The 16,835-nt window shown below is 62.9% G+C and carries 16 protein-coding genes and 1 tRNA gene; 8 read left to right on the forward strand and 9 right to left on the reverse strand.

What is annotated here, in order from left to right:
• Positions 1-6 precede the first annotated feature (6 nt).
• The 3 genes from tmk to ABMC89_RS02130 are packed head-to-tail and all read right to left on the reverse strand — an operon-like array spanning position 7 to position 2,709.
• Entirely contained in the window at positions 7-639 is a 633-nt protein-coding gene (gene tmk / locus ABMC89_RS02120) for a dTMP kinase (RefSeq protein ID WP_349564707.1), read from the reverse strand.
• Positions 636-1,796 (reverse strand): D-alanyl-D-alanine carboxypeptidase family protein, encoded by a 1,161-nt coding sequence (locus ABMC89_RS02125; RefSeq protein ID WP_349564709.1) that lies wholly within the window; start codon positions 1,794-1,796, stop codon positions 636-638. Before ABMC89_RS02125 ends, tmk begins: the two co-directional genes overlap by 4 nt.
• Positions 1,797-1,818: 22 nt before the next feature.
• Positions 1,819-2,709, reverse strand: a complete 891-nt coding sequence (locus ABMC89_RS02130) for an SPOR domain-containing protein (RefSeq protein ID WP_349564711.1) — start codon at positions 2,707-2,709, stop codon at positions 1,819-1,821.
• Between the two features lie 226 nt (positions 2,710-2,935).
• Here ABMC89_RS02130 and ABMC89_RS02135 point away from each other — a divergent pair.
• Positions 2,936-3,025, forward strand: a tRNA-Ser gene (locus ABMC89_RS02135).
• Between the two features lie 354 nt (positions 3,026-3,379).
• On the opposite strand, the gene ABMC89_RS02140 is transcribed toward ABMC89_RS02135, so the two are convergent.
• Positions 3,380-3,865, reverse strand: coding sequence for a hypothetical protein (locus ABMC89_RS02140; protein ID WP_349564713.1), 486 nt, complete (start codon positions 3,863-3,865; stop codon positions 3,380-3,382).
• Positions 3,866-4,243: 378 nt separating this feature from the next.
• On the opposite strand from ABMC89_RS02140, the gene ABMC89_RS02145 reads away from it, so the two are divergent.
• From ABMC89_RS02145 to ABMC89_RS02160, 4 genes are all read left to right on the forward strand, one after another.
• Positions 4,244-4,612 carry a cupin domain-containing protein gene (locus ABMC89_RS02145; RefSeq protein WP_349564715.1) on the forward strand — a complete coding sequence of 123 codons (369 nt, stop codon included), beginning with the start codon at positions 4,244-4,246 and terminating at the stop codon, positions 4,610-4,612.
• A 379-nt stretch (positions 4,613-4,991) separates the two neighbouring features.
• Positions 4,992-5,264: a hypothetical protein gene (locus ABMC89_RS02150; RefSeq protein ID WP_349564717.1), complete on the forward strand. Its 273-nt coding sequence runs from the start codon at positions 4,992-4,994 to the stop codon at positions 5,262-5,264.
• 283 nt (positions 5,265-5,547) lie between these two features.
• Positions 5,548-5,913 carry a DUF983 domain-containing protein gene (locus ABMC89_RS02155; protein WP_349564719.1) on the forward strand — a complete coding sequence of 122 codons (366 nt, stop codon included), beginning with the start codon at positions 5,548-5,550 and terminating at the stop codon, positions 5,911-5,913.
• A gap of 196 nt (positions 5,914-6,109) precedes the next feature.
• On the forward strand, positions 6,110-7,720 hold the full coding sequence (locus ABMC89_RS02160; protein ID WP_349564721.1) for a long-chain-fatty-acid--CoA ligase: 1,611 nt from the start codon (positions 6,110-6,112) through the stop codon (positions 7,718-7,720).
• A 70-nt stretch (positions 7,721-7,790) separates the two neighbouring features.
• On the opposite strand, the gene ABMC89_RS02165 is transcribed toward ABMC89_RS02160, so the two are convergent.
• Both ABMC89_RS02165 and ABMC89_RS02170 read right to left on the reverse strand, forming a co-directional pair.
• A complete protein-coding gene (locus tag ABMC89_RS02165) occupies positions 7,791-8,546 on the reverse strand; it encodes a dienelactone hydrolase family protein (RefSeq protein ID WP_349564723.1) in 756 nt (251 codons plus the stop codon).
• A gap of 79 nt (positions 8,547-8,625) precedes the next feature.
• A complete protein-coding gene (locus ABMC89_RS02170) occupies positions 8,626-9,546 on the reverse strand; it encodes a hydrogen peroxide-inducible genes activator (protein ID WP_349564725.1) in 921 nt (306 codons plus the stop codon).
• A 118-nt stretch (positions 9,547-9,664) separates the two neighbouring features.
• Between ABMC89_RS02170 and katG the strand changes: the two genes are divergently transcribed.
• Entirely contained in the window at positions 9,665-11,902 is a 2,238-nt protein-coding gene (gene katG / locus ABMC89_RS02175; RefSeq protein WP_349564727.1) for a catalase/peroxidase HPI, read from the forward strand.
• 101 nt (positions 11,903-12,003) lie between these two features.
• On the opposite strand, the gene ABMC89_RS02180 is transcribed toward katG, so the two are convergent.
• Together ABMC89_RS02180 and proC are read right to left on the reverse strand one after the other, a co-directional pair.
• Positions 12,004-13,278, reverse strand: coding sequence for a glutamate-5-semialdehyde dehydrogenase (locus ABMC89_RS02180; RefSeq protein WP_349564729.1), 1,275 nt, complete (start codon positions 13,276-13,278; stop codon positions 12,004-12,006).
• Positions 13,279-13,316: 38 nt separating this feature from the next.
• The gene (gene proC, locus ABMC89_RS02185; RefSeq protein WP_349564731.1) at positions 13,317-14,096 is read right to left on the reverse strand and encodes a pyrroline-5-carboxylate reductase; all 780 of its coding nucleotides are present in this window, start codon (positions 14,094-14,096) and stop codon (positions 13,317-13,319) included.
• Positions 14,097-14,358: 262 nt separating this feature from the next.
• Between proC and proB the strand changes: the two genes are divergently transcribed.
• Positions 14,359-15,519, forward strand: a complete 1,161-nt coding sequence (gene proB / locus ABMC89_RS02190; RefSeq protein ID WP_349564733.1) for a glutamate 5-kinase — start codon at positions 14,359-14,361, stop codon at positions 15,517-15,519.
• Between the two features lie 231 nt (positions 15,520-15,750).
• Positions 15,751-16,296: a YaeQ family protein gene (locus tag ABMC89_RS02195; RefSeq protein ID WP_349564735.1), complete on the forward strand. Its 546-nt coding sequence runs from the start codon at positions 15,751-15,753 to the stop codon at positions 16,294-16,296.
• A gap of 34 nt (positions 16,297-16,330) precedes the next feature.
• On the opposite strand, the gene ABMC89_RS02200 is transcribed toward ABMC89_RS02195, so the two are convergent.
• The gene (locus ABMC89_RS02200) at positions 16,331-16,780 is read right to left on the reverse strand and encodes a hypothetical protein (RefSeq protein ID WP_349564737.1); all 450 of its coding nucleotides are present in this window, start codon (positions 16,778-16,780) and stop codon (positions 16,331-16,333) included.
• Positions 16,781-16,835: the final 55 nt, after the last annotated feature.

Consider the following 16,835-nt stretch of genomic DNA (forward strand, 5'->3'; position numbering starts at 1 on the left):
CGGCTATCAGGCGGGTGCGAGGGCCGCGTCGATGACCCGCGCCACATCCGCCGCGACAGCGTCGATGTCCTGCGCCCCGTTGACGACCCGGAACCTCGGGGCGAATTCCTCGGCCAGCGCCAGAAACCCTGCGCGCATGGAGGTTTGCAGATCGGTGCCGAAGTCCTCGAACCGTTCCTCGGCACCGTTGCGGCCCTTGGCGCGGGCGAGCCCTTCGGCCGGGTCCATGTCGATCAGGATCGTCAGGTCAGGCTCGATCCCGATCATCAGGTCGTGCAGGGCATCGACCGTCTGGCGCAGATCGCCCCGGCTGAGGCCCTGGTACATGCGCGTGCTGTCGGCGAACCGGTCGCACAGCACGATCTGTCCCGCCGCGAGGGCAGGCCGGATCAGCCGTTCGATATGATCGCGACGGGCGGCGGTGAACAGCAGGATCTCGGTTTCCGCCGACCAGCGGTCGGGATCGCCTTGCAGCACCAGCGCGCGGATTTCCTCGGCGCCGGGGCTTCCGCCGGGTTCGCGGGTCACCACAACGTCGCGCCCGGCCGCGCGCAGATGTTCGGCCAGCCGCGCGATCTGCGTGGATTTGCCCGACCCGTCGATCCCTTCGAAGCTGATGAACAGCCCTGTGCCGCTCACGAAGCGTCCTGTTTCGGGCCGTTGTTGATCTGCTGGATCAGGTGCTGGGCCGCCGCCATGACGCGGTCGACAAATCCGTAGGGCGCGATGGCACGGTCCGCTACCAGGGGCACGCGCTTTTCGGGCAGGCCCTCGGGGCGCAGGATCAGCTCGCCGATCTCCTGACCCGCGGCGATGGGCGCACGCACCGGTCCGTTATAGACGACTTCGGTCTGCAGGGGCTCGATCGGGTTGGTCGGCAGCAGCATCGTGAGATCCTCGGCCAGTTCCAGCCCCACGGTGCGTTCCGCGCCGATCGCGACTTCGGCATCGGCGATCTTCTGACCGGCGGTGCCAAGTTCGGTCTGTGCGAACTGGCGGAAGGCCCAGTTCGCGACGGCTTCGGATTCCTGCGCCCGCGCCTGTGCGGTTTCCATGCCCGACAGAACGAAGATGATCCGTCGGTCGCCCTGTTTGGCCGATCCGACAAGGCCGTAGCCCGCTTCCTGCGTGTGGCCGGTTTTCAGCCCGTCCGCGCCGATGCCGAGATCCAGCAGCGGGTTCCGGTTATAGCGGTTCTGTGCCTCCTTGGCGTCGAAGAGAAACTCGCGTTCGGCGAACATCGGATAGAACTGCGGGAAATCGTTGATCAGCTTCGACGCCAGCAGCCCCAGATCACGCATCGACATGCGGTGGCCGGGTTTCGGCCAGCCGTTGGAATTGGTGAAGGTCGAATTCGTCATTCCCATCTGCTGGGCGCGCATGGTCATCTGGTGGGCGAATTTCGCCTCCGTGCCCGCGAGGGCCTCGGCCAGAACCACGCAGGCATCGTTGCCCGACAGCACGATGATTCCGCGCAGCAGGTCCTCGACCGATACCCGTTCGCCGGCCTGAAGGAACATGGTCGACCCGCCGTATTGCTGCGCCTCTGCCGACACCGGAAGCTCCTGATCGAGGTTCAGGATGCCCGCCTCGATCGCTTCGAATGTCATGTAGAGCGTCATCAGCTTGGACATCGACGCAGGCGGCAGCGGCTCGTCGGCGTTCTTGGCCATCAACACAGTGCCCGTGGTGTGATCGACGACATAGGCCGCAGAGGCCTGTGTTTCGAAGGCATGAAGGCTGACGGTAGAGGCGAGAAGTGCAAGGGCACTGAGGGCGAGTTTGACAGGGCGCACGGGAGGACGGCTCCTTTCGGGGCTAGCTGGAAACGGCGTAGGCGTCGGTGAAGCCTTCGCTCTTGATCGTCGACAGGATCTTGGCGCGTTCGGTTGCGGTTGCGGCGGGGCCGACCACGACACGCCAGAAGGTTTTGCCGTTGATCTGGCTGCGTTTGATGGAAGGGATAAGACCGGCACCGCGCATCTGCTTGGCGGCACGATCGGCGTTCGCCTCGACGCTGAAGATACCGATCTGGATAAACGGCTTGTCAAGCGTCGACGCCTGTACCGGCGCGGCAGGGCGCGGGGCGGGCGGTGTGGCGGGGGCGGCTTCGATGGCGGCTGTGGCCGTGGTCTGAACCGGATCGAGAGGGGCCGCCGAGACCTCGGGGGCCGCTTCGACAGTCGCGCCCTCGGCGGGGGTGGCAGGATCGGCGGCAACGGTGCCTGCGGGTTCCTCGACCTTGCGCAGCGCGGTCACGTTCAGTTTGGTCGGCGCACCGGCCAGAATGCCGAGCGCCTCTGCCGCATCCGAGGAAATCTGCAGGCTGGGGCCGGGGATGTCGCGTTCGCGCCGGAACAGCGCGCCGACGACGAACTTGCCGTTGCTCTGGTTGCGGATGATCACCCGCTCGGGGTCCGTCACATCGGGGTGGGCGACCCAGACACCGCCGAGGCTGGGCCGGCCGTCCCAGAGCCCGTCATCGGTGACCGAGAACACATCGGGCGCTTCCACGTCGCGTTCGATCACCGGCCCGTCCGCGACGGCGGCCGCGCCGTCGGTTCCGGCGCCCATGCCGGTGGTTGGAAAGGCGAACTGGCCGTTTTCATCGCAACCGGCAAGAATGCCGAAAGCGATCAGGGCCGTGGCGGCCGTGGAAAACCGCTTGGTCCCGCGTGTGAAAGGCTTGTGAATGGTCTTGCTGCTCATGGTCCCTCGTCCTTGCCTGTCGGGCCGTGCCTGTCACCGCACCGCCACCACGCCCGTCATTGCGGCACGCCGATACGCCCCTTTGCGGGGCCTTTGGACGAAGTTTTACGTGCCCAAACGCGTTCCGGCAAGAGATCGCGCACCCGATAGGCGATTTTCCCCGTGGCGTGACGGATGTTTGCACGATTGCCGAATCGTTCCGCCCGCTCTAGGAGACCTGCTCAACGGAGGTTTGGCAGAGTGGTCGATTGCACCGGTCTTGAAAACCGGCGGGCGTGAGAGCGTCCCCAGGGTTCGAATCCCTGAGCCTCCGCCACCTATGCCGACGGCCCATAAGTTTCTGAATTTCCAAGAAATTGAGTGACGTCGATTATTCCAGCCACACACGCGCACCACACACGTTGACCACACCTTTCTCTGACGGGGGCAGGGTGAGCGGGGAATACGGTAGGTTAGAGCTTTTCAGCAGCTTCCTAGTGACATCCGAGTGGTGTCACACGTTGCGGTTTGCGCTGTGGAGGTTTGGGCGGATACCGGTCATTCGCTGCAAGCGCGAGCCAACCATGCCGCAACATTAGAAGCCGACATTCAGGCAACCCTCAAACGGAGCATCACTCTGCATCGCCGCATGACCGCAACGAGCCCAAACCTACATTCTCTCCATAGCGTTCTACTGCCAATCAAGAGACCGAAATCGCCTCTGATAGAAGCGTGTTTTGCGCCTCTGTCTGATTTTGTCATGACGTGAAAGACCTAGCAGTTCTCTGAGGCGCTGCTGGGGCAGTTCCAAAAAACCAACGGTCTTTGAAAGTTGAAATCTATTAACAACAATTTCTGCCTGACCTTCTGCGATACAGCGAGCTATCTGCAGGACAACTTCGCAGCTCATCGTTGTACCTTCAAAACCCCATGCATACACGGTTTCACTGTGTCCTTGATGCTTTATGCCCATTCCCCAATAGCCGTCATCAGATACGATGATATCCAATTCAAAGCAGCCAGCTCGCTTAGGGCGAAATTGGAAAACGCGGTAGCAGGGCACATCTGCGTAGTCAGCTTCAAGTTGTTCTACACGCAAATCGGTCTCCGCGAGGCCCAAGCTATTGAACCAATCTGAGATCAGTGTTGCGGCATCAGGTCCGCTACTTTGAGCCATCTTCATGCGGTAACCACTAACGGATCATCAATGGCAAGTTATTTAAGAACAGGCCAATAAAGGCAACGACGGCTTTGTCCGCACACCGACGGTAAAGCCGCAAAAATGCTGCAAGATGCAAGAATGGCTGCTCTGACCGGCCGCGCCGCAGCATCCTGAGGTGGACGTGAACGGCAGTAATGGGCCGTTTGTGACCTTGGCTATTCTGTAGACACGAGGGGCGGGAAGCGGAAGTCCGCTGCGCTCAGGTCAGAGGTCAGCTCTGCGGACGAATACGCTGTTCGCTGCAGGGCGGCACTCGTAGGCCCTTTGAATGAACGCTTCGCGGACAAACTTGCCATTTGCGTACCATAGCGAGATACCTTTCGGGAACTTGATATGCGGAGAGACACAGTGAATCAGGCAATAAACCTGGCGGAAAAACTCGCAACATTCGATGAGAGGTGGTCCCCTCGGACGGTCGCATCCTTCAATGGTCACGACGTCATGGTGGTAAAGGTGGAGGGGGAATTCAAATGGCACTCTCATGCAGACACAGATGATTTTTTCCTTGTTCTCTCAGGTGAAATTGACATCCGTCTCAGAGACGGCACCGTCACTTTAAAAGCGGGAGAGATGTTTGTGGTCCCTAAAGGAGTTGAACATTGCCCATTTGCCCGAAAGGAAGCGCACCTTTTGCTCGTCGAGCCGACTGGAACCCCTAACACTGGAAGCGCGGAGACTGCCGCAGAGCGTAAAGTCATCTGAACAGCCGGCGTCTTAGGGCTCGAAACTGCCGTTCGCTGCTGGCTGAAAGGTCCGCTAAGGCCCGGAATCGTCGGCTTTCTGCCCTTGTACTTCCCTTCGGCCTTCACCTTGGCAATTCCCTTTCCGGGTCCAGCTGAGCTTGCCCGCTCCACCCCCGGGCTGACTATTCTGAGAGTGCCTTGGCACGGCAAGAGGCCCCGACTAGCGTGTCAAACCCCCGAAAGAGGGGAAGCAGCCATTGTCTGTGAGATTGACAACTGGCAGCATGGGGCCACGTCGTACCGTTCATGACACAACGAACAATCGAGCAGGCCAGCACAGCCCTTTGCGCATTGGTCCTGACACACCGTTCGACTGCTGACTGTAAAGGAGCGCCACCATGGAAGCTCAAACGATCGCGATCCTTCTTCTGACCCCCTTCGCTTTGGCCTTCGTATATGCCGGGGTCCACGAATACCTGCGCTACAAGTCCGACGGCAGCGCGAGTTACGGGCTGGTCTATGACGAGGAGACAGGGACCAGTCATGTCACCGCCGTTGCCGAAGAGGATGAAGCATTTGACCCGGATACCTACGATCCGAACGACTATAACGTGCAGGGCGGCCAGAAAGACGCGGCCGACGATGACGACAGGTCGCGAGACAAGGATTGACGGTACGAGGGGCAAAAGCCGGATTATCGCCGCAACCGGAGCCAAATTCTGTTATACGGATAACACCGCCTTTGGCGGCGAGGGGATCGGCGCACTTTGGGATCCTGAGCAAAGGTATACACTGTCCAAGTGAGTTGCGGCGGGGCTGCGCGACCGCCGGGCGGCAACCCTTTCGGCAGAAGGGATACGAGCTTGGCAGCGCTCGGGACCTTGGTCTGCACAGGCCACCTGGTGATTTGGTGCTGTACTCTGGCAAAGCGGACCATCCACGGAGGAGAGCGATTTGAGCGATGAAGAGAAGCGCGACGCGAAACAGGCAGCCATTCGTGGTTTCATGCTCAAATGCCCGTCCTGCGGCATCGGAAAAACGCTGCACAAATATCTCAAGGTACGCGACAAATGCAGCCACTGCGGGATCGAACTGCATCACGCGAGCGTCGATGATGGCCCTGCGTATTTCACGCTGATGGTGGTGGTCGCAGTCATCTTTCCGTTGTTCGCGATACTCTACACTCAATTCGACCCGAACCCTTTCCTCGTCGCCCTGTCATTGATGGGGGTCGCCACGGGTCTGGCGCTTTGGCTTTTGCCGCGCGTGAAGGGTGTGTTCCTCGGCTTGCAATGGGCCGCGCGGCTACACGGGTTCTGATCGCCGCAGGTATCGCGGCAGATCCATCTTTCTGACTGCGGGCCTTCGGCATGAGCGGTCTCAAAGCACCGTACAGCGGGATTGGTCGGGCGCGACCGCCCCACATTCCACCATGGACAGCGTCGGATACATTTGCCTTACTCTGGCCCACGCGCCCGTGGCCGTCGGGCGGATCAGACACAGAGGGAGGAGCACCATGCTCGGACAGATGATGACACAGCCGCTGACCATCGGCAGCCTGATCGACCACGCCGCGCGCTGGCACGCGGGCGGAGAGATCGTATCGGTCGAGACCACCGGCGGCACCGAGCGCACCACATGGGGGCAGGTGGGCGCCAATGCCCGCGCGCTGGCCTCGGCCTTGCGCAAGCGCGGACTGGGCGAGGGCGCGCGCTGCGGCACCATCGCGTGGAACAACCGGCGGCATCTGGAAATCTACTTTGGCGTCGCTGGCGGTGGATTTGTCTGCCACACGATCAACCCGCGCATGGGGCCCGAGCAGATGGTCTATGTCATCAACCACGCCGCCGACGAGGTCCTGTTCATCGACGCCACCTTCGTGCCCGCCGCGGGCAAGCTGGCCCCGGCGCTGAAACACATGAAACACATCGTCCTGATGGGCCCGCGTGACGACAAGGCCGCCGAGGCGGTGCCGGGGATCTTGTTCTACGACGAGCTGATCGCCGAGGGCGACGCATCGGAGCCGTGGCCCGATCTGGACGAGAACGCGGCGTCGAGCCTGTGCTACACCTCGGGCACGACGGGCGATCCGAAGGGCGTGCTCTATTCGCACCGGTCGACGGTGCTGCACTCGATCGCGGGCAACCAGCCCGACGGGATCAATATCTCCGCCAAGGATACGGTGCTGCCGGTGGTGCCGATGTTCCACGTCAATGCGTGGGGTGTGCCCTATATCTCGGCGGCGACGGGGTGCAAGCTGGTGCTGCCGGGGCCGAACCTGGACGGCAAGAGCCTGGTGAGCCTGATCGACGAGGCGGAAGTGACGCTGGCGCTGGGGGTGCCGACGATCTGGATGGGGCTTCTGGGCGCGCTGAAGGAAACCGGCAGCAAGATCCCGTCGATGACGCGCACGGTCGTCGGGGGGTCGGCGCTGCCGCCGTCGATGATCCCGAAATTCGCCGAATACGGGGTCGAGCTGATCCACGCCTGGGGGATGACCGAAACATCGCCGCTGGGCACGATGAACCAGCTGTTGCAGCACCATGCGGCGCTGTCGGACGAAGAGCGCGCGAGGATCCGGCTGGGGCAGGGGCGTCCGCCCTTCGGCGTCGACCTGCGGATCGTGGACGAGGCGGGCCATACGCTGCCCCACGACGGCAAGGCGCAGGGCGATCTGCAAATCCGCGGCCACTGGATCGTGAATCGCTACTTTGGCAAGGACACCTCGGCGCTGACCGAGGACGGCTGGTTCGACACCGGCGATGTGGCGACCATCGACGCCGAAGGCTTCATGGTGATCCGTGACCGGTCCAAGGACATCATCAAATCCGGCGGCGAGTGGATTTCGACGGTCACGCTCGAAAACATCGCCATCGCCCATCCCGCCGTGGCGAACGCCGCCGCAATCGCCGCCGCGCATCCCAAGTGGGACGAACGTCCGGTGCTGGTGGTGGTCAAATCCGGCGAGGTTACCGAAGAGGAACTGCTGGCCAGCTACAAGGGCGAGGTCGAGAGCTGGCAAATCCCCGACAAGGTGATCTTTGTCGACGAGCTGCCCATCGGTTCGACCGGCAAGGTGCAGAAGAACAAGCTGCGCGAGGAATACGGCCAGACGCTGGTGGGCTGAGAGGCACAAAGGGGCGCGGCACAGACCGGCTGCCGCGCCCCGCCGTTTCGTTCAGGCAGGCTGATGCGGGTCAAAGCCGGTCTTCGAGAAATCCCAGAAAGGCGGTCCAGCTCTGCTGGTCTGCGGCAAGGTCATAGTCGTTCGAGCCCCAGACGGTGAAGGAATGCCGTGCGCCGCCGAAAAGCTGTGCGTCATGCTCCACGCCCGCGTCGAGCATCTCACCCACGACCTGTGCCAGATCTGCGGTGCCGGACACCGGATCGGCGGTGCCGTGCAGCAAGAGAACCGGCGCCTGCGTCATCGAATAATCTTGCCCCTCGGGGGTCGACAGACCGCCGTGGAAGGACACGAAACCATCGAGCGCGAGGCCCGAGCGTGCCGCTTCGAGCGTCGCGGCCCCGCCAAAGCAGTAGCCCGCCAGCACGATGCCATCGCCGACACCCTCAAGCGCCTGTGCCGCTGTGACAGAGCCTTCAAGCCGGCTGCGGAACAGCGCGCGGTCGGCGTAGAGCGCACCGGAGCGCGCGCGGTTTTCATCCATCGTGGAGGGGCGGTTCTCCTTGCCGTAGACATCGATGGCGACAGCCGTATAGCCGAGCGCGGCCAGCATATCCGCGCGTTTCTGTTCGTATGCCGTCAGCCCGTCCCAATCGTGGACGATAAGGACCGTGCCCTTGGTTTCGGGAAGGTCGGTGTTGCGTGCGACGTAGCCTTCGAAGGTGGTGCCGCCGACATCGTATTCAAAAGCCTCTCCGATCAATTCGGCGGCGGCGGGGGCGGCGAGGGCACAGGCCACCACCAGACTGCTTGCGAAACTGCGTATCATGGTGAACTCCAATCATTCAGGATGCGTGTGACGTGACGTAGCGTGGCGTGCGCAAGGTCAATCGGTGGATGATCGCGGATCACTCTGTCGGGGCGGTGAATGCCTCATGCGCCGCCGCCGCGTCGCGCACGAGACCTGCGATTCCCTCCAGTTGGCCCGACAGGGCCGATGACTTGCGCCAGACCATGCCGACCGTGCGCCGGGGCGCGGGATTGCCGCCCAGCCGCGCGATGGACACATCGGCCGAGCGTGTCTCGACCGGGACGGCCATTTCGGGGATCAGCGTCACCCCGATGCCCGCGCCCACCATCTGTACCAGCGTGGTCAGCGACGAGCCGTCCAGCCCCTCACGCGGCAGGGTGTTGCGGCGCGCGCAGAACGACAGGGCCTGATCGCGGAAACAGTGGCCTTCCTCGAGCAGCAGCAGTTTCATCTGCGCCAGCGCATCCATGTCCGGCACCGGGCGCCGGGCGTCCTGCGCGGGCCGGACCAGTACCATCGCCTCGTCGAAGAGCGCGACTTCGGTCAGGGAGGGTTCGGACACCGGCAGCGCCACGATCGCGCAATCAAGGCTTCCGGCGGCCAGCTCCTCGATCAGCTTGTGGGTCATCGTTTCGCGCACCATCAGGTCGATATCGGGATGGCTGGCCGTGATGTGCCCGATCACCCCCGGCAGCAGGTAGGGCGCGATTGTCGGGATCACCCCGAGGCGCAGCCGCCCGATCAGCTGGTTGCGCGCCGAGCGCGCCATATCCGCAAGCTCCTCGGCCCCGCGCAGGATGTCGCGGGCGCGCTGGGCGAACATATCGCCAAAGGCGGTCAGGCGCACCTGACGGGGCCCGCGTTCGAACAGCTGCAAGCCCAAAGCGGCCTCGAGTGCCGCGATCTGCGCGGACAGGGCGGGCTGCGAGATCGCGCAGGCCTCTGCCGCGCGACCGAAATGACCGTGGCGCGCGACCGCCTCGAAGTAGCGTAGCTGTTTCAACGTGAAGTTTGTCATAAGCGAAACCTATCACTCTTTTCGGAAAAACAAACTTAAACATATTGCTCTGGCTTGTTAGAACAATTCCAAACGGGGCGAATCCCCGTCATTCCCAACCAACGAACGGAGAACGGACATGGACGGATCAGACAACGGTCAATCGGGCGGCTGCCCCATGGGTTTCGGCGCCAACAAAGGGGCGCGCAACGATGCACGGTCTAACCGGGACTGGTGGCCCAACCAGCTGAACCTCAAGATGCTGCACCAGAACCAGCCCGCATCCGACCCGATGCGCGGCACGTTCAACTACGCAGATGCCTTCCAGAAGCTCGACCTCGACGCGGTCAAGCAGGACATCTACGCGCTGATGAAAGACAGCAAGGACTGGTGGCCTGCGGACTACGGCCACTACGGGCCGTTCTTTATCCGCATGGCCTGGCACTCTGCCGGCACATACCGCACCGCGGACGGTCGCGGTGGTTCATCCTCGGGCACACAGCGGTTTGCGCCGCTGAACTCCTGGCCGGACAACGGCAACCTCGACAAGGCCCGTCGCCTGCTGTGGCCGGTCAAGCAGAAGTACGGCAACAAGATTTCCTGGGCCGATCTGATGATCCTCGCGGGCAACTGCGCGCTTGAGGACATGGGCTTCAAGACATTCGGTTTCGCCGGTGGCCGCGAGGACATCTGGGAGCCCGAGGAGGACATCTACTGGGGGTCCGAGACCGAGTGGCTGGAAGTCTCCGGCGGGCCGAACAGCCGCTACAGCGGTGACCGCGCGCTGGAAAACCCGCTGGCTGCCGTGCAGATGGGCCTGATCTACGTCAACCCCGAAGGTCCGGACGGCAACCCCGATCCGCTGGCCTCGGCCCGCGACATCCGCGACACCTTTGCCCGCATGGCGATGAACGACGAGGAAACCGTAGCCCTGACCGCCGGTGGCCACACCTTCGGCAAGTCGCACGGGGCAGGGGATGCCGCGCACGTCGGGTCCGAGCCCGAGGCCGCACCGATCGAGGCACAGGGCTTTGGCTGGCTGTCGACCTACGAGAGCGGCAAGGGCGAGCACGCGATCACCTCGGGCATCGAGGGCGCATGGACCCCGACGCCGACCAAGTGGGACATGTCCTATCTCGAAACCCTGCTGGGCAACGAGTGGGAGCTGACCAAATCCCCTGCCGGCGCGCACCAGTGGAAACCCAAGGGCGACGCCATGGCGGGCACCGTGCCGGACGCGCACAACCCGTCGAAATCGCACCAGCCGATGATGACCACCGCCGATATGGCGATGCGCGAAGACCCCGCGTACCGCAAGATCTCGGAGCGGTTCCTGGCCAACCCCGACCAGTTCGCCGATGCCTTCGCCCGCGCGTGGTTCAAGCTGACGCACCGCGACATGGGCCCAAGCATTCGCTATCTGGGCAAGGAAGTGCCCAGCGAAGAGCTGATCTGGCAGGATCCGGTGCCTGCGCCCGATCACGCGCTGGTGGACGATGCCGACATCGCGGCGCTGAAGGAAAAGATCCTCGCTTCGGGTCTGTCCACAGCTGAGCTGGTCTCGACCGCTTGGGCCTCCGCCTCGACCTTCCGCGGGTCGGACAAGCGTGGCGGCGCCAATGGTGCGCGCATCCGTCTGGCGCCGATGAAGGATTGGGAAGTCAACCAGCCCAAACAGCTGGCCAAAGTGCTGGACACGCTGGAAGGCATCCGCTCCGACTTCAACAAGGGCGCCGGTGACAAGGCGATCTCGGTCGCCGACATGATCGTGCTGGCAGGCTCTGCCGCTGTCGAAGCCGCGGCAAAGGCCGGCGGGTATGACATCGAAGTGCCGTTTACACCCGGTCGTGGCGATGCAACCCAGGAGCAGACGGATGTGGAATCCATCGACGTTCTGAAACCAGCGGTGGACGGGTTCCGCAACTACCAGCCCAAGGAGTACCGCCTGTCGGCGGAGGAGCTGCTGGTGGACCGCGCGCAACTGCTGACGCTGACCGCGCCCGAGATGACCGTTCTGGTCGGCGGCCTGCGGGTTCTGGGTGCCAACCACGAAGGCACGCAGCACGGTGTCTGGACCGACAAGCCCGGTACGCTGAGCAACGACTTCTTCCGCGCCCTGATGGACATGGACGTGACGTGGAAAGCGGCGACCGAGACAGAGGACGTGTTCGAGGCGCGCAGCACCACTTCGGGCGATGTTGTCCGCACCGGCACACGCGTCGACCTTGTGTTCGGCTCGAACAGCCAGCTGCGGGCGCTTGCCGAAGTCTATGCTGCCGATGACGGGGCCGAGCTCTTCGCGAAGGAATTCGTGGACGCCTGGGTCAAGGTCATGGAGCTTGACCGGTTCGACCTGCACCGCTCTGCCCTGCGCTAAGCAGCGGGACGGCGGACGCCAGTCAAAAAGAAAGCGGCCCCTGCGAGGGGGCCGCTTTTTTCGTGTGGCCTGACTGCCGGAAAACGGCAGCTGGCAATGGCTTACGGCCGTTGCTGGCCGTCGCCGAACACCAGATACTTGAAGCTGGTCAGCTGCTCGGCGCCGACCGGGCCGCGGGCGTGCATCTTGCCGGTGGCGATGCCGATTTCCGCGCCCATGCCGAATTCGCCGCCGTCGGAAAACTGCGTCGAGGTGTTGTGCATCACGACCGCTGAATCGATGGCCGTCATGAAGCGTTTCGCGGCGTCCTTGTCCTCGGCGACGATGGCGTCGGTGTGGCCTGACGAATGGGCCTGAACGAATTCGATGGCCTCGCCAATGCCGTCCAGAACCTTGATCGAAACGATATTGCTGAGGTATTCGGTATCCCAATCCTCGTCCGTGGCGGGCGTGATGTCGGGCAGGATGTCGCGCGCCGCCTCGTCACCGCGCAATTCGCAATCGTGAAGCTCTTGGGCCAGGCGCGGAAGGACCGTCGCTGCGATCTTGGTGTCGACAACGATGCATTCGGTCGCACCGCAGATGCCCGTGCGGCGCATCTTGGCGTTGCGCACGATGCCCACCGCTTTTTCGATATCGGCGCTCTCGTGGATGTAGCTGTGGTTGTTGCCGTCCAGATGCAGCAGCGTCGGCACGCGGGCCTCGCGCTGAACCAGCGACACCAGACCGCGTCCGCCGCGCGGGATCACCAGATCGACGTTTTCGGTGCTGTGCAGCAGCAGTTTCACGGCCTCGCGGTCGCGTGTGTCGACCAGCTGCACCGCGTCCTCGGGCAGGCCTGCGTCCTTCAGCCCCTGCGCAAGGCAGGCGACGATGATCCGCGAGGAATGCAAGCTCTCCGAGCCGCCGCGCAGGATCACCGCGTTGCCGGACTTGATGCACAGCGCACCGGCGTCCGAGCCGACGTTGGGGCGGGATTCGTAGATCATCGCGATGACGCCGATGGGCACGCTGACCCGTTCGATCCGCAGCCCGTTGGGCCGGTCGAAGGTGGCAAGCGTGCGGCCCAGCGGGTCGGATTGCGCGGCGATCGCGTCCACCGCATCGGCCATGTCGCTGACGCGCTGCGCGGTCAGGGTGAGGCGGTCGATGAATGCGTCATCCTTGCCGCTGACACTGTCGAGATCGGCGGCATTCGCCTTGAGGATCTCTTCAGTACGCGCGCGCAGCGCCTTGGCGGCACCTGTGAGCGCAAGGTTGCGTTGTTCGGCGGTGGCCAGCGACAGGTCGCGTGCAGCGGCCCGTGCGCGCGCGCCAAGGTTGGCTACTGCGGCTTCGACGGGGGTCGTCTGGGGGTCTGTGCTCATGTCGTTCATTGGGGTCTCCTGTGTCTTCAGGTCCGGATAGGCCGGAGTTAGCGCAATTCGGTCGCGCGGCGATAGGCGGCCTGCACCGTGTTGGCGAAGAGGCTTTCAAGCTGGCCGTCGCGGCGCAGCTCGTTCAGCCCTGCCTCGGTGGTTCCGTTCTTGCTGGTCACCGAATTGCGCAGCTCTTCGAGCGAGGCATCGGACTGGCGGGCCGCCTCGACCGTGCCGGTGATCGTGTCGAACACCAGCGCACGCGCGGTGTCGTGGTCAAAGCCGAGCTCCTTGGCCGCATCGACATAGGTGCGCATGACCTCGAAGATATACCCCGGCCCGCTGCCGCTGACGGCGGTGAGGCGGTCGATCTCGTCCTCGCTGTCCAGCCGCACGCAACGCCCGGTTTCCGCGATGAAGGCCGTCACGTCCTTGGTCTGCTGGTCGCTGCAGGCATCGTTGGCATAGAGGCCGGACACACCCAGCCCCACCATCGCCGCGAGGTTGGGCATGACGCGGATCACCGGCAGGTGGCCGACGATCTCTTCGAGCTTGCCGATGCTGAACCCGGCCGCGATCGACACAAAACAACCGCCGGGCTTCAGCGCGTGGATATAGTCGGGCAACAGGTCGGCGATCATCTGCGGCTTGATCGCGATGACGATCACGTCGAACGCGGCCTCGGGTAAATCTGTCGCTTTTGACACATGGCTCACCCCCTCGGGGAGGTCCGGTTTGACCGGATCGGCCACGGTGAAGCTGTTGCCGCCACCCGCTGCCCACTGTCGCAGCATCGCGCCGCCCATCTTGCCGCATCCTATCAGAAGAATGTTCATCTGTGTCTTCCTTTCTCGTCTTTCTGTGCTGCCCGCGGATGGTGCTGAACGGTAGGTGAACCGTGCGGTCATCCGGCCCCGGCGTGAAGTTGCCGTAGGGGCAGCAATTGCTGCTGCATCGCAGCATTGTGTTTGCATTCATGTATGGGTTGCGTGTTATACGCGACCCAACAGTGATTGGTGTGTAGCTACCGTGGTGCGTCCGAATACGCAAACGATCAGCGAAACGCCCAGTCAATATATTGAAAACAGGAGACATATCGTGTCGAAGAAGAAAAAAATCGTCGTCAAGATCGGTTCCAGCCTGCTGGCGAACAGCGAAAAGCTGACGCTGCGCTACGCGTTTATGTACGGACTGATGAGCGATCTCGCCGACCTTCAGCGCGAAGGCCATGACATTATTCTGACCTCTTCGGGGTCGGTCGCACTGGGCCTGAACATGGTCGACAAGCGCCCCGAGGATGCGGGTATTCTGGACAAGCAGGCCGCCGCCGCCTGTGGCCAGCCGCTGCTGATGAACGCCTACCGACAGGTCGCGTCCGAGTTCGACCTCGAAGTCGCGCAGATGCTTGTGACCGTCGAGGATATGGAAGATCGCCGACGCTTTCTGAACATCAAGAACACCATGCTGAGGTTGTTCGAAAACGACATCCTGCCGATCATCAACGAGAACGACTCCGTGGCGACGCGCGACCTGCGGGTGGGCGACAACGACCGGCTGTCGGCCAAGGTTGCCCAGATGATCGAGGCGGATGCGCTGATCATCCTGACCAGTGTCGAAGGGCTGTACGACCGTGATCCCTCCGAACCGGGCGCGAAGTTCATCACCGAGATCGAAGACGTCAGCGAGCATCTGGAATCGACCACCGGCATCAGCGCCCTCGGCAGCGGCGGTATGCTGACCAAGATGCACGCCGCGAACATGGCGCAGAACGCAGGGGTCGAGACGATCATCGCGGAAGGCATCACCGAACGGCCCGTATCCTCGGTTCTGAAGAACGAGCGCCGCTTTACCCGCTGCCTCGTGACCGGTGAGACCGCGTCGCCGCTCAAGGTCTGGCTGAGCAACCGTTTGCAGGTCTCCGGCACGCTTGTCGTGCCCGATGCGGTGGCTGCGGATCTGGAGAAGAAGGGCCGCGGCATCGGACGCGGCGATATCCTCTCGATCCAGGGCGATTTCATCAAGGGCGACGTTCTGCACGTCTATAACGAGACCGGCGAGGAGATCGCGCGCGGGCTGACCAACTTCTCGTCGGAAGAGACGCTGCTGATGGCACGGAACCTCGACATGCCGGTCGAGGACGTGATCGGCTACAAGACCAAGACCGATGTGATCGGGGCAGAGAATATCCTGATCCTCAAGGACAATCACCTGCCGCTCGATGCGCCCGAGCAGGACCAGAAGATCGTCGTGCCGACCTGAGGGCAACAGTCGCCGCGCGGATGCCTCGGCGGCGCCCCCGGAAGATATGATCGAGCGCCCCTCCAACGGGCGCTTGATAAACCGCCCCCTTAGGGCGCATAGCTGGCGGTGACACCGGATACGCCCGCTCTCTGACACCTGATCCTGCCGTGCGGTTGCCCCAGGGCGCCAACGGCAGAGCGGGTACGGTGACACGCGGGCTGTCCCTTTCCAGCGGTTCAAGGACATCCCATGGCGCAGAATGCCACCATCTATAAGGTCGAATTGACGGTCTCCGACATGGACCGGCACTATTACGAGACACACAAGCTGACCGTTGCCAAACACCCTTCTGAGACCGACGAGCGGATGATGGTGCGTCTGGTCGCCTTCGCGCTGAATGCCCATGAACATCTCGAGATGACCAAGGGGATTTCAACGGATGACGAGCCCGACATCTGGCAGAAAAGCCTCAGCGGCGACCTCGACGTCTGGGTAGCACTGGGCCTGCCCAGCGAAAAGGTGGTGCGCCAGTCGTGCAACAAGGCCGCGAAGGTGATCGTCTATCCCTACGGGGGCAGGACCGCCGAGGCGTGGTGGGACAAAATCAGGAACAGCACCAGCCGCTTCGACAATCTGCGGGTCGTCAACTTTTCCGAAGCCGACAGTGGCGCGCTGGCGAAGCTGGCAAGCCGCGCGATGAAGTTGCAGGTCAACATCCAGGACGGCGAGGTGATGGTCAGCGTCGATGAAAGCGTGGTCTACGTGACACCTGTCGAGTGGAAAGCCAGCGCGTAGCACTTGCAATCGGCTGTGATGGGGCGCGGTGGCGCTAGCTCAGGATACTGTCGAGATTGTACAGGATCGCGGCGAGCAGCATTACCCCGCAGGCGAGGATCGCCAGCCAGAACGCGTATTGAAGAACGAAGGCCGACAGCCCGATTCCCATCGCCATCAGGGCCAGTTGGCGCGGCTCATGCCGGTAGAGCCCGATCGCGCCCAAAACCGCAGCAATGGCCGCGAGCGCCAGCGCCGCGATCAGGAGTTCCTGGGTGTAGTCAGACGGCGCGGGCGGGGCAGGCGGTGCCGGTTCTCCCGAAAGCTTGCGCAGGGCGGACATTTTGATTTCGGCGGCGATCTCGCCCACCGAGGTGCCGGCGCTTTTCTCGGAGGACCCGAAAAACGCGGACATCTGGACCATGAGAATGAAAATGCTGACCATGCCCAGCAGAACGCCGAAGAGCCCGAATTTGGCCGTGGGGCGGTGGTGTGTCTGTTCCATGCAATCGCTCGTCTTTTGCCTGATAGGATCACTTTAGAGGAAAAAGTGGACCGTT

Origin of the sequence: Sulfitobacter sp. HNIBRBA3233 (genome assembly GCF_040149665.1) — a bacterium.
GTDB lineage: Bacteria > Pseudomonadota > Alphaproteobacteria > Rhodobacterales > Rhodobacteraceae > Sulfitobacter > Sulfitobacter marinivivus.

What these genes read in the sequence shown, in the direction of transcription:
- ABMC89_RS02130 (WP_349564711.1), bottom strand. Translation starts at nt 2,709, where the DNA reads ATGAGCAGCAAGACCATTCACAAGCCTTTCACACGCGGGACCAAGCGG.
- ABMC89_RS02140 (WP_349564713.1), bottom strand. Translation starts at nt 3,865, where the DNA reads ATGGCTCAAAGTAGCGGACCTGATGCCGCAACACTGATCTCAGATTGG.
- ABMC89_RS02145 (WP_349564715.1), top strand. Translation starts at nt 4,244, where the DNA reads ATGCGGAGAGACACAGTGAATCAGGCAATAAACCTGGCGGAAAAACTC.
- ABMC89_RS02150 (WP_349564717.1), top strand. Translation starts at nt 4,992, where the DNA reads ATGGAAGCTCAAACGATCGCGATCCTTCTTCTGACCCCCTTCGCTTTG.
- ABMC89_RS02160 (WP_349564721.1), top strand. Translation starts at nt 6,110, where the DNA reads ATGCTCGGACAGATGATGACACAGCCGCTGACCATCGGCAGCCTGATC.
- ABMC89_RS02165 (WP_349564723.1), bottom strand. Translation starts at nt 8,546, where the DNA reads ATGATACGCAGTTTCGCAAGCAGTCTGGTGGTGGCCTGTGCCCTCGCC.
- ABMC89_RS02170 (WP_349564725.1), bottom strand. Translation starts at nt 9,546, where the DNA reads ATGACAAACTTCACGTTGAAACAGCTACGCTACTTCGAGGCGGTCGCG.
- katG (WP_349564727.1), top strand. Translation starts at nt 9,665, where the DNA reads ATGGACGGATCAGACAACGGTCAATCGGGCGGCTGCCCCATGGGTTTC.
- ABMC89_RS02180 (WP_349564729.1), bottom strand. Translation starts at nt 13,278, where the DNA reads ATGAACGACATGAGCACAGACCCCCAGACGACCCCCGTCGAAGCCGCA.
- proC (WP_349564731.1), bottom strand. Translation starts at nt 14,096, where the DNA reads ATGAACATTCTTCTGATAGGATGCGGCAAGATGGGCGGCGCGATGCTG.
- ABMC89_RS02195 (WP_349564735.1), top strand. Translation starts at nt 15,751, where the DNA reads ATGGCGCAGAATGCCACCATCTATAAGGTCGAATTGACGGTCTCCGAC.
- ABMC89_RS02200 (WP_349564737.1), bottom strand. Translation starts at nt 16,780, where the DNA reads ATGGAACAGACACACCACCGCCCCACGGCCAAATTCGGGCTCTTCGGC.